19 protein-coding genes are annotated in these 21198 nt (G+C 61.0%); 11 read left to right on the top strand and 8 right to left on the bottom strand.

The annotated features are described in order from the left end of the window. Positions 1-7 precede the first annotated feature (7 nt). Positions 8-3538, top strand: coding sequence for a DNA polymerase III subunit alpha (dnaE, locus tag MU551_RS12745; protein ID WP_247045076.1), 3531 nt, complete (start codon positions 8-10; stop codon positions 3536-3538). Positions 3539-3552: 14 nt separating this feature from the next. Here dnaE and MU551_RS12740 read toward each other — a convergent pair whose 3' ends face one another. Continuing rightward, positions 3553-4023, bottom strand: coding sequence for a flavin reductase family protein (locus tag MU551_RS12740; RefSeq protein ID WP_247045220.1), 471 nt, complete (start codon positions 4021-4023; stop codon positions 3553-3555). Positions 4024-4188: 165 nt separating this feature from the next. On the opposite strand from MU551_RS12740, the gene MU551_RS12735 reads away from it, so the two are divergent. From MU551_RS12735 to nrdR, 3 genes are all read left to right on the top strand, one after another. After that, positions 4189-4695, top strand: coding sequence for a hypothetical protein (locus tag MU551_RS12735; RefSeq protein ID WP_247045074.1), 507 nt, complete (start codon positions 4189-4191; stop codon positions 4693-4695). 73 nt (positions 4696-4768) lie between these two features. Next, complete coding sequence (gene hisD, locus MU551_RS12730; RefSeq protein WP_247045072.1) at positions 4769-6139, top strand: histidinol dehydrogenase; 1371 nt, start codon at positions 4769-4771, stop codon at positions 6137-6139. Between the two features lie 118 nt (positions 6140-6257). After that, positions 6258-6755 carry a transcriptional regulator NrdR gene (gene nrdR / locus MU551_RS12725; protein WP_247045071.1) on the top strand — a complete coding sequence of 166 codons (498 nt, stop codon included), beginning with the start codon at positions 6258-6260 and terminating at the stop codon, positions 6753-6755. 46 nt (positions 6756-6801) lie between these two features. Here the strand turns inward: nrdR and ppgK are convergent, their stop codons facing one another. Next, positions 6802-7605, bottom strand: a complete 804-nt coding sequence (gene ppgK, locus MU551_RS12720; RefSeq protein WP_247045070.1) for a polyphosphate--glucose phosphotransferase — start codon at positions 7603-7605, stop codon at positions 6802-6804. A gap of 66 nt (positions 7606-7671) precedes the next feature. Then, positions 7672-8550, bottom strand: a complete 879-nt coding sequence (gene map, locus MU551_RS12715; RefSeq protein WP_247045069.1) for a type I methionyl aminopeptidase — start codon at positions 8548-8550, stop codon at positions 7672-7674. A gap of 158 nt (positions 8551-8708) precedes the next feature. Between map and MU551_RS12710 the strand changes: the two genes are divergently transcribed. After that, complete coding sequence (locus tag MU551_RS12710; RefSeq protein WP_247045068.1) at positions 8709-8873, top strand: SPOR domain-containing protein; 165 nt, start codon at positions 8709-8711, stop codon at positions 8871-8873. 8 nt (positions 8874-8881) lie between these two features. Here the strand turns inward: MU551_RS12710 and panB are convergent, their stop codons facing one another. Continuing rightward, entirely contained in the window at positions 8882-9787 is a 906-nt protein-coding gene (gene panB, locus MU551_RS12705; RefSeq protein WP_247045067.1) for a 3-methyl-2-oxobutanoate hydroxymethyltransferase, read from the bottom strand. Between the two features lie 282 nt (positions 9788-10069). Between panB and glnA (MU551_RS12700) the strand changes: the two genes are divergently transcribed. The 5 genes from glnA (MU551_RS12700) to MU551_RS12680 all read left to right on the top strand — a co-directional run bounded on the left by glnA (MU551_RS12700) (position 10070) and on the right by MU551_RS12680 (position 17096). Further along, positions 10070-11410 carry a type I glutamate--ammonia ligase gene (gene glnA / locus MU551_RS12700; protein ID WP_247045066.1) on the top strand — a complete coding sequence of 447 codons (1341 nt, stop codon included), beginning with the start codon at positions 10070-10072 and terminating at the stop codon, positions 11408-11410. A 9-nt stretch (positions 11411-11419) separates the two neighbouring features. Next, on the top strand, positions 11420-14431 hold the full coding sequence (locus tag MU551_RS12695) for a bifunctional [glutamine synthetase] adenylyltransferase/[glutamine synthetase]-adenylyl-L-tyrosine phosphorylase (RefSeq protein ID WP_247045065.1): 3012 nt from the start codon (positions 11420-11422) through the stop codon (positions 14429-14431). An 87-nt stretch (positions 14432-14518) separates the two neighbouring features. Continuing rightward, positions 14519-14938, top strand: coding sequence for a VOC family protein (locus tag MU551_RS12690; RefSeq protein ID WP_247045064.1), 420 nt, complete (start codon positions 14519-14521; stop codon positions 14936-14938). A 56-nt stretch (positions 14939-14994) separates the two neighbouring features. Next, positions 14995-15570, top strand: a complete 576-nt coding sequence (locus tag MU551_RS12685; protein ID WP_247045063.1) for a GNAT family N-acetyltransferase — start codon at positions 14995-14997, stop codon at positions 15568-15570. A 32-nt stretch (positions 15571-15602) separates the two neighbouring features. Beyond that, the gene (locus MU551_RS12680) at positions 15603-17096 is read left to right on the top strand and encodes a putative glycosyltransferase family protein (RefSeq protein WP_247045055.1); all 1494 of its coding nucleotides are present in this window, start codon (positions 15603-15605) and stop codon (positions 17094-17096) included. 70 nt (positions 17097-17166) lie between these two features. On the opposite strand, the gene MU551_RS12675 is transcribed toward MU551_RS12680, so the two are convergent. Further along, entirely contained in the window at positions 17167-17409 is a 243-nt protein-coding gene (locus tag MU551_RS12675) for a hypothetical protein (RefSeq protein WP_247045053.1), read from the bottom strand. Positions 17410-17594: 185 nt separating this feature from the next. Next, positions 17595-19019, bottom strand: a complete 1425-nt coding sequence (gene glnA, locus MU551_RS12670; protein WP_247045051.1) for a type I glutamate--ammonia ligase — start codon at positions 19017-19019, stop codon at positions 17595-17597. Between the two features lie 326 nt (positions 19020-19345). Between glnA (MU551_RS12670) and MU551_RS12665 the strand changes: the two genes are divergently transcribed. After that, entirely contained in the window at positions 19346-19783 is a 438-nt protein-coding gene (locus MU551_RS12665) for an RDD family protein (protein WP_247045040.1), read from the top strand. 63 nt (positions 19784-19846) lie between these two features. On the opposite strand, the gene MU551_RS12660 is transcribed toward MU551_RS12665, so the two are convergent. After that, entirely contained in the window at positions 19847-20209 is a 363-nt protein-coding gene (locus MU551_RS12660) for a DUF3817 domain-containing protein (RefSeq protein ID WP_247045039.1), read from the bottom strand. Between the two features lie 145 nt (positions 20210-20354). After that, complete coding sequence (locus tag MU551_RS12655; protein WP_247045037.1) at positions 20355-21119, bottom strand: DUF4191 domain-containing protein; 765 nt, start codon at positions 21117-21119, stop codon at positions 20355-20357. Positions 21120-21198 lie beyond the last annotated feature (79 nt).

Raw genomic sequence — 21198 nt, 5'->3', positions numbered from 1 at the left:
TGATTCGGTGACTTCCAGCAACGACTCGTTTGTCCATCTCCACAACCACACCGAGTACTCGATGCTGGACGGTGCCGCACGGCTTGGGGACCTCTTCAGCCACACGAAGGAACTGGGGATGAACTCCCTGGCCACTACCGACCATGGATTCGTTTTCGGAGCCTTCGACTTCTGGAACAAGGCCCGCAACTCGGGAGTGAAGCCCATCATTGGCGTGGAGGCCTACCTGACTCCCGGTACGGCACGCCAGGACAAAACCCGTGTGCGCTGGGGCGATGGCGGGCGCAATGACGTCTCGGGCGCAGGTTCGTACACCCACATGACGCTGTGGGCCGAAAGCACCCAGGGCATGCATAACCTGTTCCGTATGTCCTCACTGGCATCGCTGGAAGGCTATCTGTACAAGCCGCGTATGGACCGGGACCTGCTTCAGACCTACGGTCAGGGACTGATCGCCACCACCGGCTGCCCCTCCGGCGAAGTCCAGACCAAACTCCGGCTCGGCCTGTACCAGGAAGCCAAGCAGGCGGCGTCCGATTTCCGGGACATCTTCGGTGCGGAGAATTTTTTCTGCGAACTGATGGACCACGGCCTCGACATCGAACGGGCCATCCAGGGCGACCTCATCAAGCTCGCCAAGGAACTCGGCCTGCCCATGGTGGCAACCAACGACCTTCATTACACGCACGCCGAGGACTCAGCCAGCCACGCGGCACTGCTGTGCGTGCAGTCGGGTTCCACTATGGCCGATCCCAAGCGCTTCAAGTTCGACGCCGACGAGTTCTACCTCAAGTCTCCCCAGGAGATGCGGGCCATCTTCAGCGACCACCCGGAGGCCTGTGACAACACCCTGTTGATTGCGGAACGCTGCGATGTCGAGTTCAATACCAAGGCCAACTTCATGCCGCGGTTCCCCGTTCCCGAAGGCGAGAACGAGGAGTCCTGGTTCGTCAAGGAGGTCGAAGCCGGGCTGCAGTACCGGTACCCGAAAGGTATCCCGGACGCTGTCCGCAGGCAGGCCGACTACGAGGTCGGCGTCATTGTGCAGATGGGGTTCCCCGGCTACTTCCTGGTGGTGGCCGACTTCATCAACTGGGCCAAGAACAACGGCATCCGGGTAGGTCCGGGCCGCGGCTCCGGTGCCGGTTCCATGGCCGCCTACGCAATGCGGATCACGGACATCGATCCGCTGGAGCACAGCCTGATCTTCGAGCGGTTCCTCAACCCGGACCGCGTATCCATGCCCGACTTCGACGTCGACTTCGATGATCGGCGGCGGTCCGAGGTCATCAGGTACGTCACCGAGAAGTACGGTGATGAACGCGTGGCCATGATTGTCACCTATGGCACCATCAAGGCCAAGCAGGCCCTGAAGGACTCCTCACGCGTACTGGGTTACCCCTTCTCCACCGGTGAACGGCTTACCAAGGCCATGCCACCGGATGTGATGGGCAAAGGTATTGCACTGGCCGACGTGCACAATCCTGAGGCCAAGCGCTATTCGGAAGCAGATGAGCTGCGTGAACTCCTGAAGTCCGACGCCGACTCCCAGAAGGTCTTCGAAATGGCCTTGGGGCTTGAAGGGCTGAAGCGGCAGTGGGGCGTCCACGCTGCGGGCGTCATCATGTCCTCGGATCCGTTGATAGACATCATCCCGATCATGCGCCGGGAGCAGGACGGCCAGGTGATCACCCAGTTCGATTACCCCACCTGTGAGGGCCTTGGCCTGATCAAGATGGACTTCCTCGGGCTGCGGAACCTCACGATCATCACCGACGCCGTGGAGAACATCAAGCTCAACAAGGGCATTGACCTCGTCCTGGAGGACCTTGAACTCACGGACAAGGCCTCCTACGAACTCCTGGCCCGCGGAGACACCCTCGGTGTGTTCCAGCTCGACGGCGGGCCAATGCGGTCGCTGCTCAAACTTATGCGGCCGGACAACTTCGAAGACATCTCCGCGGTGTTGGCCCTCTACCGGCCCGGACCCATGGGCGCCAACTCGCACACCAACTACGCGCTGCGCAAGAACGGGCTCCAGGAGATCACCCCGATCCACGCAGAGCTCGAAGAGCCGCTGGCGGAAATCCTTGGCACCACACATGGCCTGATCGTGTATCAGGAGCAGGTCATGGCTATCGCCCAGAAGGTGGCCGGGTACTCCCTTGGCCAGGCAGACCTCCTCCGGCGCGCTATGGGAAAGAAGAAGAAGGAAGAACTGGACAAGCAGTTCGAAGGCTTCTCCCAGGGCATGCGCGACAACGGCTATTCAGACGCCGCCATCAAGGCGCTGTGGGACATCCTGCTTCCCTTCTCCGACTACGCGTTCAACAAGGCACACACCGCCGCGTACGGGGTTATCTCCTACTGGACGGCCTATCTCAAGGCCCATCACCCCGCCGAATACATGGCTGCCCTGCTCACGAGCGTCGGTGATGACAAGGACAAACTGGCGATGTACCTGAACGAATGCCGGAAGATGGGCATCACAGTTCTGCCCCCGGACGTCAACGAGTCCAGCGTGAACTTCACCCCGGTAGGGACAGACATCCGCTTTGGCATGGCCGCCATCCGGAATGTCGGCGTCAACGTCGTTGAGGCCATGGTGAGTGCTCGTGAAGCGGAGGGGGCCTTCACCTCATTCAAGGACTATCTGCTCAAGGTACCGGCCGTAGTGTGCAACAAGCGGACCATCGAGTCGCTGATCAAGGCCGGGGCGTTTGACTCACTGGGGCATCCCCGACGTGCGCTGGCCATGATCCATGAAGAGGCCATCGATTCCGTCATCACCCTGAAGCGCAACGAGGCGATAGGCCAATTCGACCTTTTTGCCGGCTTTGAGGACCAGGAGCCCGAAGCCTCCCTCACCACCGAGATTCCTGACCTGCCGGAGTGGGAAAAGAAGGACAAGCTTTCCTTTGAACGGGACATGCTGGGCCTCTACGTCTCGGATCACCCTTTGCAAGGGCTGGAGGGTTTGCTGAGCCAACACGCGGACCAGACGATTACATCAGTGATCGGCGAGGACGGACCGAACGATGGCGCAATTATCACCATCGCTGGCATGATCACTTCCCTGAGCCGGCGCATAGCCAAAGCCAGCGGAAATGCCTACGCCCGTGCTGAAGTCGAAGACCTCGGCGGATCCATGGAGGTGATGTTCTTCGGCCAGGTGTACGGCCCCATCGCCTCGGTGCTCGCCGAAGACCTGATCGTTGTGGTCAAGGGCCGGCTGCAGAAACGCGACGACGGTGCTGTCACGCTGAACTGCATGGAGCTGTCCGTTCCCGACCTTAGCGACAACATGAACGGTCCCGTGGTCATCACTATGCAGACCCACAAAGCAACCGAAGCCGTTGTCACCGAACTCGGCGATGTGTTGCGGACGCACCGCGGAACATCCGAGGTGCGGCTGCTTCTGCAAGGGGACACACGGGTAGAGGTGATGGGCCTTCCGGTTCACCTCCGGGTCAACCCGACACCGTCCTTGTTCGGCGACCTGAAGGTGCTGCTGGGGCCAACCTGCCTGGACAACTGAGCGGAGAGTCCAGATCAGATCTCATAGTCCAAGGGGACCGGTTGGCCGTACCCGCCCGAGTGATAGAGCAGCGGAGAGCCGTCCTCGCCCACCTGGCCGTCCACGACCTCAACCACCACGACGGCATTGTTCTCGAAGGAGAGCCGCATCTGGATCTTGCCGATCAGCCAGCCCGTCACATCCTTTAGAATAGGCACCTCGTGAGGTCCGAGCGCCCAATGATCGCCTTCGAAGCGGTCCTTGGTTCGAGCGAACCGGTCGGCCAGGGCCTGGTTTTCAAGTCCGAGCATGTGCAGCCCGATGTGCGAAGTGTTAGCCACCGCGGGCCAGGACCTGGAGCTGCGGGCCATGTTGAAGGTGAAACGGGGCGGTTTGGCAGAGAGCGAAGCGACCGAGGTTGCCGTGAATCCGAACGGAACGCCGTTGTAGTTGACGGTGATAATGGACACACCGGCAGCGTGCCGGCGGAACATTTCCCGGAACATGCCCTCGAAGGCTGCCTCATTTGGGGCCACTTTGATCGAACTCCCTGCTGCTGAACGTAAAAATCCCGATTCCCAGCCTATCCGGCCCTGCTGGCGATCGTTCCGCCAGCAATCGTCGCGCCACCGGTTGTTGCAAGAGGGCCATCCTTTGTTAGCGTTTCCCTCATGAATCAGCCAGCGACGCCCATCCCGGGTCCCCGAAGGTGGCTCGGGGTCATCGGGCCAGCGGTCATTCTGCTTTCCGGGATCCCGCTTGGCGTGGCCTGGTGGCTGCTTGCCCCGAGCGGCCTTAATTTGTTGAGCGGAAATCCCGAGCTGGCATCCGGGATGAACACCCTCGGATGGCTTCCCAGGGACCTGATCCTGGCTGGACTCCTCCTCTTGGCCGGATGCCTGACCGGAGTGCTGATCTCCGGGAAAGATGGGCCCACCGTCCGGACCATCATGATTGCCCTGGTGTGTGGAGCGGTTGCGGCGGTGATCGCCTGGCGGGTGGGGATCCTTGCCTCAGAATGGTGGGGTACGGCAGAGGATGCATCTGCTAATCCCAGCATCGCATTCTCACTGAGGTCGTACCCGGTGCTTCTTGTGTGGCCTGCCGCCACGGCCCTGGCGGTCTTTGTGGTCAATCTCGTGAGTCTGATACGACGGCCGGCAGAGATTCCCGACTGAGACTTTTCGGCATTTGTGTCTCCGTCCGTATCGCCGGCGCGGCCCAGCCGAAGATAGCCCGTAAAATACTCGGGTGACCTCTTCTCCAGACACCGCCCCGGGTTCCCCTTCGCCGATCCTGAATTTCCGCAGCGTTGATCTCCGTGGTCAGATGCTCTCCTTGGCGGAGTTACGTACGGCCATGCCCCGTGCGCAAGGTAGCACAGCCGACGACGCCGAGCAGAAAGTGCTCGAAATCATCAGCGATGTCCGAAGCAGGGGATTTGATGCCCTCAGGGACCTTGCCAGGTCATTCGACGGCGTTGAGCAGGGGCATCCCAGAGTCCCGGCCGAGGAATTGCAGCGCGCACTGGAGAATCTGGATCCAGAGGTCAGGTCGGCCCTGCAGGAGTCCATCAGCCGGGCACGCCGGTTTGCGCAGGCCCAGCGGCCGGCCGACATCGACGTCGAGCTTGGCGAGGGGGCAGTGGTAAGCCAGAACTGGGTCCCGGTTGCCAGGGTGGGCCTGTATGTTCCAGGCGGGCTCGCCGTCTACCCGTCTTCAGTGATCATGAACGTTGTGCCTGCGCTGGCGGCTGGAGTCGAGTCAATCGCACTTGCCTCGCCGCCCCAGAAGGATTTCGGCGGGCTGCCGCACCCTACGATTCTCGCGGCAGCGGCTTTGTTGGGCATCGATGAGGTGTATGCGATCGGTGGTGCCCAGGCCATCGCTGCCTTCGCCTACGGAATTCCTGGCGGACCCGCAGGGCCTGCACTCGATCCGGTGGATGTGGTGACCGGGCCTGGAAACATCTTCGTGGCTACGGCAAAGCGCCTGGTGAAGGGAGTTGTCGGGATTGACTCCGAGGCCGGAACCACGGAAATTGCCATTCTCGCAGACTCCGCCGCCACTGCAGCCCTCGTGGCGGCGGACCTGATCAGCCAGGCCGAACACGACCCCAAGGCCGCATCCGTACTCATTACTGATTCAGAACCCCTCGCGGACGCAGTCCGTGCAGAACTTGAGTTGCAGGCCGCCGCCACAAAGCACAGCGACCGTGTACGGGAGGCGCTCTCAGGTCCACAGTCGGGAGTAGTTCTTGTCGACGACATCGGGCAAGGAGTTGCCGTGTGCGACGCCTACGCTGCGGAACACCTGGAGATCATGACGGATGATGCGCCCTCCGTAGCGGCCCGCATCCGGAACGCGGGGGCGATTTTCGTGGGTGATTACAGCCCGGTAAGCCTGGGTGATTACTGTGCCGGCTCAAACCACGTCCTGCCGACCAGTGGCACGGCCGCATTCTCTTCCGGCCTTAACGTCACCACGTTCCTGCGCGCCATTCAGGTGATCAACTACACCAAATCCGCTCTGCACGATGTGAGTGGGCACATCCTTAGCTTGTCGGATGCAGAGGACCTGCCCGCCCACGGGCAGGCCGTAACGGCACGCTTCCGGGACTAGTCCAAAGGGCCGAATCAGTCAGCCAAAGGCCATTGCTTGTACCACATGTAGTAATTACAGGCTTGTTATTCCGCTAGATGTAGTCGTAAACTGAAGGCGGACGAGGGGAGAACCAAACGTGTACTGTCCGTTTTGCCGTAACCCTGATTCCCGCGTGGTCGACAGCCGGATGGCCGACGACGGCTCCGCCATCCGCCGTCGTCGTCAGTGCCCCGAATGCGGACGCCGGTTCACTACGGTGGAGACAACAAGCCTGTCCGTGATCAAGCGTTCCGGCGTCGGCGAGCCTTTTAGCCGGAGCAAAGTGATCAACGGCGTCCGCAAAGCCTGCCAGGGTCGTCCTGTGACCGAGGATGACCTGGCCATGTTGGCGCAGGAAGTCGAGGAGACCATCCGCGCCTCGGGCGCAGCCGAAATCGATGCCCACGAAGTGGGACTGGCCATCCTGAGCCCCCTCCAGAAGTTGGACAAGGTGGCCTACCTGCGGTTCGCCAGCGTGTATCAGGCTTTTGAATCACTGGAGGACTTCGAGTCCGCCATTTCCCTGCTCCGCCATGAAGCGGAAGTGGAAGCGAAAAGCGCCCAAGGAAAGAGCGCCGAGACCAGCCAGCTATAGACTCCGGTGGCGGCCGCGGAGGGGAAGCCGCGGCCACCACCGGCCACTACTTGACGAGCTTGTGCTTCAGGGCAATTTCGACTGCTGCGCCAACAATGCCTGCATCATTCTTCAGCACCGCCGGAACGATCGGGGTGCGCAATTTCAGCCTGGGCAGGTACTCATCCGACCGCTTCGAGATTCCTCCGCCGACGATGAACAGTTCCGGGGAAAAGAGGAACTCAACATGGGAGAAGTAGCGCTGCAGCAGCACGCTGTACTCCTCCCAGCTCAGTCCGTCCCTCTCACGGGCAACAGCGGAAGCTTTCGTTTCGGCGTCAAAACCATCAATCTCCAAGTGCCCCAGTTCGGCATTGGGGACCAGTTTCCCGTTGAAGATGAAGGCTGAACCAATTCCGGTACCCAAGGTAATGACCAGGACGGTGCCCTTGACGTTTTCGCCGGCTCCAAAGCGTGCTTCAGCAAGACCTGCGGCATCAGCATCGTTGATCACTTCCACGGGCCGGCCCAGGCGGGCAGTCAGCATGCCGTCGATATCGGTATTGAGCCAGGATTTATCGACGTTGGCTGCCGACAGCACCATGCCGTGCTGGATGATGCCGGGAAAGGTGACACCAACGGGGGAGTCAGGGGCCGGGGCATGGGGCTGTGTGGAGAGTTCCTGGACCACCTGGGCAACGACCTCGGCCACGGCGGCCGGTGTGGCAGGTTGGGGCGTAGGGATACGGACCCGATCGCCCAGGAGTTTGCCCTTCTTAAGGTCGACGACGCCGCCCTTGATTCCGGTGCCCCCAATGTCGATTCCGATGAGCGGGGCATTTTTCACGGTTTTGTCGTCCTTCTTGGCCAATGGGCTTCCGTTCGTGGCTGGTTGCGGGCTAGGGGATCAGCTCGGCGGCTGAAGTGCTGCTGGCTATCAGGGTAGTGTCAGGATTTCCGCGCCGGTCTCAGTCACCAGGAGCGTGTGCTCAAACTGTGCGGTGCGTTTGCGGTCGCGGGTCACCACGGTCCAGTCGTCCTCCCACATGTCCCACTCCACAGTCCCAAGAGTGAGCATGGGCTCGATCGTGAACACCATGCCCGTCTCGATCACCGTGTTGTAGGCGGGAGCGGCATCGTAGTGCGGAATGATGAGGCCTGTATGGAATGCTTCACCGACGCCGTGGCCGGTGAAATCCCTAACCACACCGTAGCCGAACCGCTTTGCATATGACTGGATGGCCCGGCCGATGACATTGATCTCACGGCCTGGGGCTACAGCCTTGATGGCTCGGTTCAGTGATTCCCTCGTACGTTCCACCAGGAGTCGTGATTCCTCGTCGACGTCCCCCACCAGGAAGGTGTAGTTGGTATCGCCGTGAACGCCGTCGATGTAGGCGGTGATATCGATATTGAGGATGTCGCCGTTCTCCACGAGGGTGGTATCCGGGATGCCGTGGCAGATGACTTCGTTAAGCGATGAGCATAAGGACTTGGGGAAGCCACGGTAACCCAGCGTTGACGGGTACGCATGGTGGTCCACGAGGAATTCGTGACCGACCCTGTCCAGCTCATCGGTGGTGACGCCGGGCCGGATATGCTTGCCCACCTCGACGATGGCCTGGGCAGCGATGCGGCTGGCAACGCGGATCTTCTCGATGGTCTCAGCCGACTTGATCTCCGACCCCGTGAACTTCGCGGGCCCGGGCTTCCCAACATACTCGGGCCGGGGTATGGACGCCGGAACCGGCAGCTGGGGACTCACGGTTCCCGGGATGAGGGTTCCGATGGGTGCAGTCGAGGCTAGGGAAGGCATAGATTGATCATATAAGGCGCCGTCGCGGGCCAAGTAACAGAATCGGCAATGTAACAGAACCGGAAACGGAACAGAACCGTCAACGGAAAGCGGCACCGATCAGGGTTATGAGGCTGCCAAGCAACGGAGCCATGCGGAGCAGATGCGGGGAGGGAACCATGACCGAATACTGGTACAACGTCAACACCCACGAGGTGGAAGAGGACGCGATGTCTGACTGGAGTCAATTGATTGGTCCATACAAGACACGAGAAGAGGCCGAACACGCACTGGAGAAGGTACGTGCCCGCAATGAAGCGTGGGAGAAGGACGAAGAGGACTGACACCTCGGCTAGAAGCTGTGTTCCGGTCCTGGGAATTGGCCGGAGCGGACATCATCACCGTACGCACGGGCCGCATCGCTCAAGGTGGTCCGGATATCGGCGTACTGCTTGACGAACTTTGCCATCCGGCCGCCCCGTAATCCGGCCATGTCCTGCCACACCAGGACCTGCCCAGTGGTGGCATTGCCGGCGCCGATGCCAATAGTCGGCACATCCACAGCCGCGTCCACCGCGGCGGCAGTATCGGCAGGAACCATTTCCATAAGTACGCAGAAGGCACCCGCCTCAGCCAATGCGGTTGCGTCCTCGATGAGGCGCTTTGCGTCGTCGCCGCGCCCCTGCACACGGTAGCCGCCCAACGCATGCTCGCTTTGGGGCGTAAAGCCGATGTGCGCCATGACGGGAATTCCGGCCTGGACCATCGCCCGCACCGTTTCGGCGTAGAACTTCCCGCCCTCAATCTTTACGCCATGGGCAAGCCCTTCCTTGAGGAAGCGCACGCCGGTGGCCACAGCCTGCTGAGGAGAAACTTCGTAGCTGCCGAACGGGAGATCAGCCACCACAAGGGCACGCTTTGCGGACCGCGCAACGGCGCGGCAGAGCGAGAGGAGCTCATCCACTGTCACGGGAAGGCTGGTTTCGTTTCCAAAGACGTTGTTCGACGCAGAATCACCCACCAGGAGTACCTCGATGCCGGCTTCATCGAAGATCTCCGCCGCGTACTGCTCGTAGGCGGTGAGCATGGCAAAGCGCCGGCCTTCATTCTTTGCCTGCTGCAGATGGTGCGTTCGAACCTTCGGAAGCCGCTTGGGGGCCGTTTCCGCGGATGGCGCGACAGAAGGGACAGGCCCGTTTCCGTACGGGGCAGGTACTTCTGTGGGCATGCTGGAATCGGAGCTGCTGCTTGTGGCCATGGCTAGAGCGTAATGCGATACCAAGCGTCCTAGCTACCGGCCCGTAGCCGCAGACAGGGTGAAAAGAGTCACACATGGTGCGGTGCGTTAGGTTCCTGTGGCCCGGAATATCCGACTTACACCCCGGATCGGTGACTTATAAAGGCTTTACGTGTTAACGCTGTGTTACGCGGGGCACTGGCTCCAACATCCGGCTGGAATGCTTAGTAAAGTGAATCGTGAGACTGCCGCCGGCTTCCGAGACACCCGGGGCATGCACGTTGAACCGGAGAAGAGGCCATCATGGACCGCCAGCAAGAGTTTGTCCTGCGGACGATCGAAGAGCGTGACGTTCGATTCGTGCGCCTCTGGTTCACCGACGTCGTGGGTTCGCTTAAATCTGTGGCCCTCGCTCCCGCCGAGGTTGAGGGCGCCTTTGAAGAAGGCCTCGGCTTCGACGGATCAGCAATTGAAGGCCTCGCGCGCGTTTTCGAATCGGACATGCTGGCGCAGCCGGATCCTTCAACTTTCCAGATCCTGCCGTGGCGTGGCGAGACGGAGCAGACCTCAAGGATGTTCTGCGATGTCCTGACGCCTGACGGCGAACCATCTGCCGCTGATCCTCGCAACGTCCTCAAACGGACTCTCGCGAAGGCCGCGGACATGGGTTTCACCTGCTACACGCATCCCGAGATTGAGTTTTATCTCCTCAAGTCACAGGAGCCCGGCCCTGACGGCGCCCCTGTCCCCGTGGACGAGGGCGGCTACTTTGACCACGTCCCGGGCGGCGTGGCGCAGGACTTCAGGCGCACCGCTGTGACCATGCTGGAATCGGTGGGTATTTCGGTCGAATTCAGCCACCACGAAGCAGGTCCGGGCCAGAACGAAATCGACCTTCGGTATGCAGATGCCCTGCAGACCGCGGACAACATCATGACCTTCCGGACGGTTATCAAGGAAGTAGCGCTGCAGCAGGGCACGTACGCCACGTTCATGCCCAAGCCTTTCACCGACCACCCGGGTTCCGGCATGCACACGCACTTTTCGCTGTTTGAAGGCGATACCAATGCCTTCTATGAGGCCGGTGCAGAATTCCAGCTGTCCAAAACCGCACGGCAGTTCATCGCAGGCATCCTCAAGCATGCGCCGGAGTTCACTGCCATCACCAACCAGTTCGTCAACTCCTACAAGCGGCTCTGGGGCGGGGGAGAAGCGCCCAGTTACCTCAGCTGGGGCCACAACAACCGTTCGGCCCTGGTCCGCGTTCCCCTGTACAAGCCCGGTAAGGGCCAGTCGGCAAGGATCGAATACCGCGGAATAGACTCCGCGGCCAACCCTTACCTGGCGTACGCTGTGCTGCTCGGCGCGGGACTGAAGGGGATCGAAGAAGGATACGAACTGCCGGCTGCAGCGGAGGACGACATCTGGTCGTTGAGTTCGGCAGAACGCCGCGCCATGGGACACGATCCTCTTCCGGCAAGTCTCCACGACGCCATCCGAAGCATGGAAGATTCAGAACTGATGCCTCAGATCCTTGGGGAACAGGTTTTTGAGTACTTCCTCCGGAACAAGCGTGCTGAGTGGCAGGATTACCGTCTCCAGGTGACCCCCTACGAGCTGCAGCGCAATCTCGGTATTCTGTAGGGCGTCGCGATGAGCCTTGCCCGTCGGCTGATTTCCACCGGCTTCAGCGACCTGGAAAAGGCCGAGCGTTTCCTGGCTATGCGGGAGTTGGAAGGCATTCACCAGGACGTCCTGTTTGCCGGATTCCACCTGTCCGCAAGCCCGGACACTGCGCTTCAATCCCTCGTCCGGCTGCTGGAGAAGCATCCGGAGCTGAAAACCCTTGCCTCCGCCGATCCGGACACCAGCGAAGCCCTCTACCGGGTCCTCGGGGCCTCAGAGGCTCTGGGGGAATTCCTGATCCGCCATCCGGAGCACCTGGGCGCCTTCAACGTGCGGGTCAGCCCTGAACCGGTAGCTGCTGATGCTGACGAACTCCGTGAGCGTCTGCTGTGCTCCGTGCAGGCGGACACCAAGTCGGACCGGCCTGTTGCGGCTTTAACAGGGGCGGAGGCGTATGAGGCGCTTCGCACTGCCTATCGCCGGGGAGTGGTGGACCTCGCAATCAAGGACCTCTGCGCAGCGGATCCCCTCGATTTCATGCCGGCTGCCGGAGGGGAACTGGCTGATCTTGCCGGTGCCGCCATCGAGGCGGCCCTCGCTGTTTCCAGGGCAGAAGCGGCGGAACAGTACGGCTCGGCCGATGTCGCTAACGTCGGCCTTGCAGTCATCGGAATGGGCAAGTGCGGGGCGCGGGAACTTAACTACATTTCCGACGTCGACGTCATTTACGTCATCGAGGCGGGATCCCTGGATGATGCCCGTTCCAACACCATAGGCACCGCCCTGGCCACGGGAATATCGCGGGCGATTTCCTCGGTGGGACGTGAACCTGGACTATGGGAGGTGGACGCGAACCTGCGGCCTGAGGGGAAATCAGGTCCGCTTGTCCGCACTCTGGCCTCCCACGAGAGCTACTATGCGCGCTGGGCCCAAAGCTGGGAGTTCCAGGCGCTCCTGAAGGCAAGGACTATTGCCGGGGATACCGAACTCGGTGCGAAATATGAGGCGGCCGTGGCGCCGCTCATCTGGGCTTCCGCGGGACGTGACGGTTTCGTCGAGTCTGTCCAGGCGATGCGCCGCAGGGTTACCGAGCACATCCCGCCTGCAGAGGAACTACGGCAAATCAAGCTTGGGCGGGGTGGCCTGCGCGACGTCGAATTCACTGTGCAGCTTCTGCAACTGGTGCACGGTAAATCCGATGAGACACTCAGGCGCCGGGATACGACATCTGCGATCGCGGCTTTGTCCGCCGGCGGCTACATTGGCCGTTCTGACGCCGCAGGATTCGATCACGCCTACCGTTATCTGCGGGTTCTTGAGCACCGCATCCAACTGTTCCAGTTGCGCCGCACCCACCTGATGCCGGTGCGGGAGGAAGCGCTGAGGTCCCTTGCCAAGGCGATGCTGGGTCCGTTTTCCCGCGAACGTCCTCACCCGGACACCCTGCTGGCGGCCTGGCACCAAACCAAGCGGTCAGTGCGCGAACTCCATGACCGCATCTTCTACCGGCCCCTGCTGAACACGGCAGCGAAGCTCAGCAGTGAAGACGCCCGGCTCACACCGGAGGCGGCGCAGGCACGGCTTGCAGCATTGGGTTATCTCGATCCCCAGGGAGCTATGCGGCACATTGAGGCGCTGACTGCCGGGGTCAGCCGCCGCGCGGCGCTCCAGCGCCATCTGCTCCCCATCCTCCTCGGTTGGCTCGCGGAAGGCGTCGATCCCGACGCCGGTCTGCTGGGTTTCCGTCGCATCAGCGAGACACTCGGCACCACTCACTGGTACCTTGGCATGCTGCGTGACTCCACGGCCGCTGCCGAACGGCTGTGCCATGTGCTGTCTAACTCCAGGCTGATCGCTGACCTGCTGGAGGTTTCGCCGGAATCCGTAGCCTGGCTGGGCTCGGAAAGGGACCTTGCACCGCTCGGATTCGATGCACAGTGGCAGGAAATCACCTCCAAGATGTCCAGGCATTCAGATCCCGAGAATGCCATGCGGCTGATCCGGCTGATCCGCCGACGGGAAATCCTGCGCACGGCGATCGCGGACAGCGCAGGGCTCCTGGACCAGGACCAGGTGAGTGTCGCACTGGCCGACACAGACAGGGCTGCCATCGTCGGGGCGGTCCGGGTGGCCGAAGGCATCGTATCCTCCCAAGGCGCTCTGAAGACAAGAGTCCTGGTGGTGGCCATGGGCCGCCAGGGCGGACGTGAGATCGGATATGGCTCCGATGCCGACGTCATGTATGTTCACCGCGGGCTGCCCGGCGTTCCGGAAAAGGAAGCCCAGCTGCAGGCTGCCCAGATCGTGGGCCATATCTCCAGCCTCCTGACGCAGCCTCTGAAGCCGGCGATTATGGCTGAACGGGTTCTCCAGGTCGATGCCGATCTTCGCCCGGAGGGTAAGAGCGGGGCGATGGTCAGATCGCTGGACTCCTACGCCGAGTACTACCGCAGGTGGTCCCTGATCTGGGAAGCCCAGGCGCTCCTGCGCGCTCGGCCAATTGCGGGAGACGACCAACTTGCCGCCGATTTCGTGGGCCTCATCAACCCCATCCGCTATCCGGAGTCGCTCTCGGAGCAGGACGTGCGCGAAATCCGCCGGGTGAAGGCAAGAGTTGAGTCCGAGCGGCTGCCGAGGGGAGCGGACCCCGCCAGGCACCTCAAACTGGGCCGCGGCGGGTTGAGTGATGTGGAATGGCTTGTTCAATTGCTCCAGCTACAGCACGCCGCCAAACATCCCGGACTCCGGACTACGTCCACCATCAAGGCGTTGGAGGCGGCCGGGTCCCTTCAGCTGATCGGAAAGAATGACGCCGAACTGCTGATGAAGGCGTGGCGTCTTGCGAGCCGGATCAGATCAGCCAACGTGATCTGGAACGGCAGGGCTTCAGACCTCCTGCCCTCGTCCCGGCGGGACCTTGAAGCGGTGGCTCGTTGGTGCGGCTACGAGCCAGGCAACGCAGCTGCCTTGGAAGAGGACTACCTGCGCGTGAGCAGGCTGGCCCGTGGAGTCTTTGAGAGACTGTTTTACGGGCAGTAGGCGAGAGGTTTTCGCAGGGCATCCCGGACGCCCGCCAAGGGCGGCGAAAGGGCTGACACACACAATGCAGGGTGCTAGTTTGAGCGGATGGCAACCCAAATTTATCTGAATCTTCCCGTCAAGGACCTTAACCGGAGCGTCGAGTTTTTCAGCTCGCTCGGATTTACCTTCAATCCTGATTTCACCGATGAGAATGCCACCTGCATTATCATCAACGACAACGCCTTCGTCATGCTGCTCGTGGAGGGCTTCTTCAAGACGTTTACGTCCAAGAACATTGCTGACAGCACGGACACCACTGAAGCCATCATGGCCTTCTCAGTCGACAGCCGTGAAGCCGTGGACGAAACCATAAGGAAGGCCCTTGCAGCTGGTGGAACTCCATCCCAGGAGGTCCAGGACTATGGATTCATGTACAACCACAGCTTCCAGGACCCGGACGGCCACCTCTGGGAAGTCATGTGGATGGACCCCGCAGGTCCTCCTGCTGAGTCTGCGGAGGAATAGCTTCCAACGCGGACGACGGCGGCAGGTGCAGGCCCCCGTTCGGTAATCTGAGAGGCATGCACTCTTTTGTATGGCTTATCCCGCTGAAGAGCCTCGATGCAGACGGGCAGGCTATTCAGTTGGGAGAAGCAGCCCAACTGGAATTGGCGCCCGGTCAGTCCGACTTCGTTGGAGACCCGTTGCGGATGATGCTGGCGGGGCTGGCGGAAGAATCGCGATTTCCCTACATCGTAGAGTCTGAGGGCCGTGCAGTCGGAGTGCTGACGCTTCAGTCGGGCGCGGCACGGCTGGCCGGTTGGACAGACGACCGGTCAGCCTGGCTGCTTCGGGGCTTCCTTATCCGCCGGGAGGACCAAGGCAGGGGACTGGGAACGCTTGCAGCACAGGCGGCCTTCCGGGAAGCCGGGCGATTGTCAGCGAAGCTGGGCGGCGGTGAGGCCGGCGTCGTACTTTCAGTGAACGAGGGCAATCCCGCCGGACAGGCCGCTTATCGGAAAGCAGGATTCTCAGATCACGGCGCTTATCTTGGCGGCGCGGCAGGTCCTCAGCGGACCATGTATCGTGCTTTTGGAGCCGTGCAACGTCCGGAAGGACGTGCCACGCAGTCTGACCCCCTCGTGAAAAGGCTATGATTCGACGGTGCCAGGCAGAGGAGAATAACCGCGTGATAACGACCGAGACCGAGGAAAGCAAAGCAACGCGGACGAGGGCCTACCTGGCTTCCTTGGGGGTCTGGGTACCTGTTTCGGTACTCATCGTCTGGCTGGCCTTGCTTCCGACGTTCATCCCGCATCTGCGCTTTGACCGGGGAATATTTGTTTCAGTCGCCGAACGCATTCTGGCCGGAGACGTACTGTATCGGGACGTCTGGGACAACAAGGACCCCCTGTTCTACTACAGCATCGCCTTGGGAAGGCTGATCTCACCCTACGCTGACGTCCTTCTTGAGGTTGCCTGGATAGCGTGTGCCGCATTGGCTGTACACATCCTGGCTAGATGGCGGGGCTGCGAATCGCGGAGCGCCCTGTTCATCGCCTTCACAATGACGCCTCTCATTCTGACGGGCAGCCTATATGTACCCGGATTCACCCACCTGCCAGGAACGGCACTGACACTGCTGATCATGGCTTCCGCCCTTTCCGGCCGGTACGCGGTTGCGGGTGCATTGCTCGCAATCCTGACGTTCCTGAAGATCGTTATGATGCCCATCGCGTTCTTACTGCTTTTTACCATCATCGCGGTCCGCCGGAAATGGTTCGCAGCGCTGAGGTCAGGCGCTGCCTTCGCCCTTTTTACATCCGCCATTCTGTCTGTGCTCCATGCTCGCGGGGAACTGATTCCGTACGTGGAGTCGCTGGTTCGTAACGTCACCTATTCACAAGGGGGCGTGATCGAGGGACAGGGGAACCCCATAATTGAGCACCTGCTGCGATCGCAGTCACTTGGCAGCGGCACCATCCTGGCAACCATGCTGTTGGCCTCCGCCTGGATGTTTGTCAGTTGGCGCCGGAGCGGCAGCCCCGGTCCGGATCAACAGAGCGTGGTCCACTGGGCGTGCGTCGGCGCGTCTCTGCTGGCGGCGCTGGCGGTCTTGGGTTTGACCGGATTATGGACGCACCACGCCCAGGTCCTTTATGTACCGGCCATTCTTGTTGCTATTGAGGTTGTGCGGCATTTCGAGGCTGTTTTCAATGTTCAGGCGGGTCTCCCCGTCGCCGCATTTATCTGCCTTGCAATCGTGCTTTCGGGGCCGGTTCCGCCGTCACAGTACGTGAACTCGGTTCTATCCGCTCCACAGTCGCTCAGGGCTCTTCGTGAAGTGCCGCCGGAAACGCAAGCCATCTTGTCAGTCGGCCAACATGGGACGTACGCGCGCGTAGGCCAGAATGACGATCGTGGCCATGCCTATGGCTTGGGAAATTGGAAGCTGGCATGTCCCCGATTCCACCAGTACCCGTTTGATTCCCCGCAGGCTCTTGAGGACGTGGTCCAATGCCTACCCAAGGCAAGTGTGATCGTCGTATCACCGAGTGCTGTTCCGGTTGAGGGCAACACTGTGTGGAATGCATACCTGGAACGCGTGGAAACGCTCTTACGAACCAGTTTTTCCTGTGCAGAATGGAGCGGTGAGCGCATCTGCAGACGCTTGGAGGTTTAGCGACAGCTACGGTAACGAAAGTCACGGGCCCGTCAGCAGTTACAGCCAATCAGTAACACCGAGAACCAGCTCAAGCCTCGCCGTCAGGGGGCGGTACTGAGCTCTCTGGTTCACGGACGTCGTCTTCGTAAGCGTATGGCCACTGCCGGCGCACCGCTACCTCATCCCAGCCGCCTTGCAAGCGGTTATGTGCCCGGTTCGCCAGGATCTCAAGGGACCGCACGATTTCACGCGGCGGTAGTTCCGGCCTGCCGGCGAAGTAGCCCAGCAAGATGTTCACTGCGGTCGCTTCCTGCGGCGTCATTCGAGCCATGCACGCAGTCTAATTCCGGAAACACGAAAAAGCCCCACGTCCGCCCAAGCCGTGCCAATAGTGGGGGTGCAACGCTAGACGACAAAGGGCCGGCCCAAAGTGGTGAAACCTGGGCCGGCCCTGTGCTGTAGGCAGGTTATTGAGGACTACCTGCGGAGTAACGCGGATTTGGCCGCGTGTGCTAGCTACACGCCGTAGTAGAGCTCGAACTCGTACGGGTTCGGGCGCAGGGAAAGCGGGCGGATTTCGTACTCGTACTTGTATTCAATCCAGGTGTCGATCAGGTCCTGGGTGAAGACGCCGCCGGCCTGCAGGAACTCGTTGTCCTCAGCCAGCGCGGTCAGTGCTTCTTCAAGCGTGCCGGGAGCCTTCGGGATGTCCTTGGCTTCCTCGGCCGGGAGCTCGTAAAGGTCCTTGTCGATCGGAGCAGGCGGTTCAATGCGGTTGCGGATGCCATCGATACCGGCCATCAGTTGGGCAGCGAATGCCAGGTAGGGGTTCGATGAGGGGTCCGGAGCGCGGAACTCGATACGCTTGGCCTTGGGGTTGGTGCCCGTGATGGGGATACGGATACCGGCTGAGCGGTTACCCTGCGAGTACACCATGTTGACCGGAGCCTCGAAGCCCTTGACCAGACGACGGTAGGAGTTCACCGTGGGGTTGGTGAACGCCAGGACAGCCGAAGCGTGCTTCAGCAGACCACCAATGTACCAGCGGGCGGTGTCAGAGAGGCCGGCATAACCCTTCTCGTCGTAGAACAGCGGGTCGCCGTTGTTCCACAGGGACTGGTGGCAGTGCATGCCTGAACCGTTGTCGGCAAACACCGGCTTGGGCATGAAGGTTACGGACTTGCCCCAGGCATCAGCGGTGTTCTTGACGACGTACTTGAACTTCTGAAGGTCATCTGCTGCGTGGGTCAGCGTGGTGAACTTGTAGTTGATCTCAGCCTGACCAGCGGAGCCGACCTCGTGGTGGCTGCGCTCGACCTCAAGGCCTGCTTCATCCAGCGCAACACACATGGCGTCACGCAGGTCAGCCTGCTTGTCGGTGGGGGAAACCGGGAAGTAACCGCCCTTGACCGGGGTCTTGTAACCGAGGTTCCCGCCTTCTTCTTCACGACCGGTGTTCCAGTGGGCTTCCTCAGAGTCGATCTTGTAGAAGCTGCCCTGCGGGGAGGACTGGTACTGGACGTTATCGAAAACGAAGAACTCGGCTTCGGGAGCAAAGAACGCGGTGTCTGCGATGCCGGTGGAGGCCAGGTATGCCTCGGCTTTTTCAGCCACGCCGCGCGGGTCACGGTGGTAAGGATCACCGGTGCGCGGGTTCACGATGGAGAAGTTCAACGCAAGGGTCTTCTCCATGCGGAACGTGTCCAGGAAGGCAGTGGTGACATCGGGGATGAGCTGCATGTCGGACTCAGCAATGCCCTGGAAGCCGCGGATGGAAGACCCGTCGAAGAGCTGCCCGTTGACGAAGAAGTCCGCGTCAACGCTCTTGGCCGGCACATTGAAGTGCTGCTGGACGCCAGGGAGGTCGGTGAAGCGGATATCAACGAATTTAATATCTTCGTCCTTGATGAACTTGAGGACTTCGTCCGCAGTCTTGAACATCTATGCTCCTTATGCATGTGGAATAACTGGCTGGAAAGCCAAACGGTCCAGCGCAATACAACAGCGGGGAAAGCGAATCGCCCTCCCCGCTCATAGCTCGCTAGCAACTGTTACCACCCTAGGGATACGGGATTTCTCGCCTGTGTCCGCTTTGTTTCGGGCAGGTTACAGAAGCGCCTGCTATGTAAACGCTACTAGGTGTCCACACTGTGGCCTACACGGTTCCACACTGTGAGCTGTGGAGGGACGTGGCGGGCAAGGCGAGTGCGCGGTGTTGAGGGGTATGTGGCGGAAGCCGGGCGCCCGAAAGCCGATAGTCTTGTTCAGTGGTTGATCGCAAAGACATAGGTTCATGGCTCAGTGGGCCCGATACATCGGGAACGTCCAAATATCCTGGGGAACGGCTTGGACTGCCGGAGTCAGGCCCGGGTTCGATTGCCCGTGCTGGACGGCGGATCCTCGCGATCTGCATCGATTGGGGAATCGCCCTCCTCATCAGCAACTTCGCCTTCGCCGAAAATCCTTGGGCCACGCTGGCCGTCTTCGCGGTGGAGCAGATCCTGCTGGTGGGCACTCTGGGCTACAGCATTGGCCATCGCATCGCCGGAATCCACGTCACCAAGCTGGACGGTGGCCCCGCGGGTCCCTTACCGGCACTGGTCCGGGCCGTGTTGCTGTGCCTCGTGATTCCCGCCGTAATCTTTGACCCTGATCAGCGAGGCCTGCATGACAAGGCGATGAACACGGTACTCGTCCGCCTGTAAGGGCCGCCCTTCCGCCAAGCATCCGCCAATCCCACACACAGCATAGGCGGTCAGCAGGGCCGGTCAGGCCCGGGCTTCCTGTAGTTCGTCCGCTGCCTGGGAAGTCTCCGCTGAAGCCGTCAGATAACCGCGCCCGGCGGCCCATCGTTCAAACACCAACGTGGCAAAAGGCAGAACTGCGGAAAGGCCCGCGAAGAGCGCCACGAGAAACTGCCAGCGCTGCAGGCGCCAGAGGACCAGCGCGGCGACTCCGTAGGCGATGAACAGAGCACCATGGATTGGTCCGGCTATCTCAACTCCCAACTCAGTGATCCTCAGCACCCATTTGAGGAACATCCCGATCAGCAGGGCGGCCCAGCTGAACGCTTCCGCCACCGCAAGTATTTTGAAGATCCGGATAACGGCAGATGTTGAGGGCAGTTTCATGGCAGATTCTCCGATTCAAGGTTTATGCGTTCACAAGTGACGCATTCACAGGTGATGCGCAGAAGTGACGCGAGGTGTTGCCGCCACGAAAGGAAACGCCCCGGTAGTGGCCTAGTGGCCGTTCACCGGGGCGTTGCATTTCTTGCTAGCGGCCGCGTGCTGCTTTGCGGTCAGGACGTGCTTTGTAGGGATCGATGCCCTTCGGAATCGGGAGTCGGTTTCCCAGCGACGCAATCCGCTTGGAAACGGCGCTGACCTCGATCTTGGTGAGCTCCTTGTTCAGCTTCCCCATTTTCTTTGCGACTTCGCTGAGGGGTACCTGACCCTCGCCCCGGCCGCTCTGGATCACATGCACAGGAACGTTGGGAAGAATGCGTGCGAGCTTCTTACGCTCGGCCTCGATCAGCGGCTTCACCCGATGGGTGGGTCCTTCGCTGACCAACACGACGCCTGGGCGTCCAATGGCCCGGAAGACAGCGTCCTGCGTCCTTGGGTTGACAGCTACGGGCTGCTCTTCCGTGATCCATCCGCGCTTGAGCGTGCCCAACGCGGCACCTGAGGCCCCGGGCTGGTTCTCAATCTGCGCAAACGCCGCGCGCTCGGCGCGGCGGGAAAGGATCAGCGTGGCCCCAAGCAAACCGAGAGGGATGCCGATGATGAGGCCGGTCACCCAGTTCTCCAGCCAGAAACCGACCAGGAAGCTGACAGCAACGACTCCGAGGAAAACCAGCAGCATCAGCCACGGCACCATGGGGTCGTGGCGCCGGGTCATTTGGAAGACCTCGCCGATCTGCTTCAGACGGCTTGGCTTCTTGACCTTCGCTGCCTTGGGCTTACGTGAAAAGAGGCCACGCTTCGGCTCGTCGGAGGGTGCCGGAGTGGTATTGCTGGAATCAGGGGATTTCGCCATAGTGCCTCAATTCTACGTGATTGACCGCTGAGGGCCGGACGCCGGGAAGCCCGGCTTCCGGCCCGAAGCCACTGGCCGA

It is taken from the genome of Arthrobacter rhizosphaerae, assembly GCF_023062595.1.
GTDB lineage: Bacteria > Actinomycetota > Actinomycetes > Actinomycetales > Micrococcaceae > Arthrobacter > Arthrobacter rhizosphaerae.
The sequence above is the reverse complement of the archived record's forward strand: the minus strand, read 5'-3'. Positions and strand labels throughout refer to the sequence as shown.

Coding starts and splice junctions, on each gene's coding strand:
- MU551_RS12740 (WP_247045220.1), bottom strand. CDS start 4,023: ATGTTCCGGGAAATGTTCCGCCGGCACGCTGCCGGTGTGTCCATTATC.
- MU551_RS12735 (WP_247045074.1), top strand. CDS start 4,189: ATGAATCAGCCAGCGACGCCCATCCCGGGTCCCCGAAGGTGGCTCGGG.
- map (WP_247045069.1), bottom strand. CDS start 8,550: ATGCCTTCCCTAGCCTCGACTGCACCCATCGGAACCCTCATCCCGGGA.
- MU551_RS12710 (WP_247045068.1), top strand. CDS start 8,709: ATGACCGAATACTGGTACAACGTCAACACCCACGAGGTGGAAGAGGAC.
- panB (WP_247045067.1), bottom strand. CDS start 9,787: ATGGCCACAAGCAGCAGCTCCGATTCCAGCATGCCCACAGAAGTACCT.
- glnA (WP_247045066.1), top strand. CDS start 10,070: ATGGACCGCCAGCAAGAGTTTGTCCTGCGGACGATCGAAGAGCGTGAC.
- MU551_RS12695 (WP_247045065.1), top strand. CDS start 11,420: ATGAGCCTTGCCCGTCGGCTGATTTCCACCGGCTTCAGCGACCTGGAA.
- MU551_RS12690 (WP_247045064.1), top strand. CDS start 14,519: ATGGCAACCCAAATTTATCTGAATCTTCCCGTCAAGGACCTTAACCGG.
- MU551_RS12685 (WP_247045063.1), top strand. CDS start 14,995: ATGCACTCTTTTGTATGGCTTATCCCGCTGAAGAGCCTCGATGCAGAC.
- MU551_RS12675 (WP_247045053.1), bottom strand. CDS start 17,409: ATGGCTCGAATGACGCCGCAGGAAGCGACCGCAGTGAACATCTTGCTG.
- glnA (WP_247045051.1), bottom strand. CDS start 19,019: ATGTTCAAGACTGCGGACGAAGTCCTCAAGTTCATCAAGGACGAAGAT.
- MU551_RS12660 (WP_247045039.1), bottom strand. CDS start 20,209: ATGAAACTGCCCTCAACATCTGCCGTTATCCGGATCTTCAAAATACTT.
- MU551_RS12655 (WP_247045037.1), bottom strand. CDS start 21,119: ATGGCGAAATCCCCTGATTCCAGCAATACCACTCCGGCACCCTCCGAC.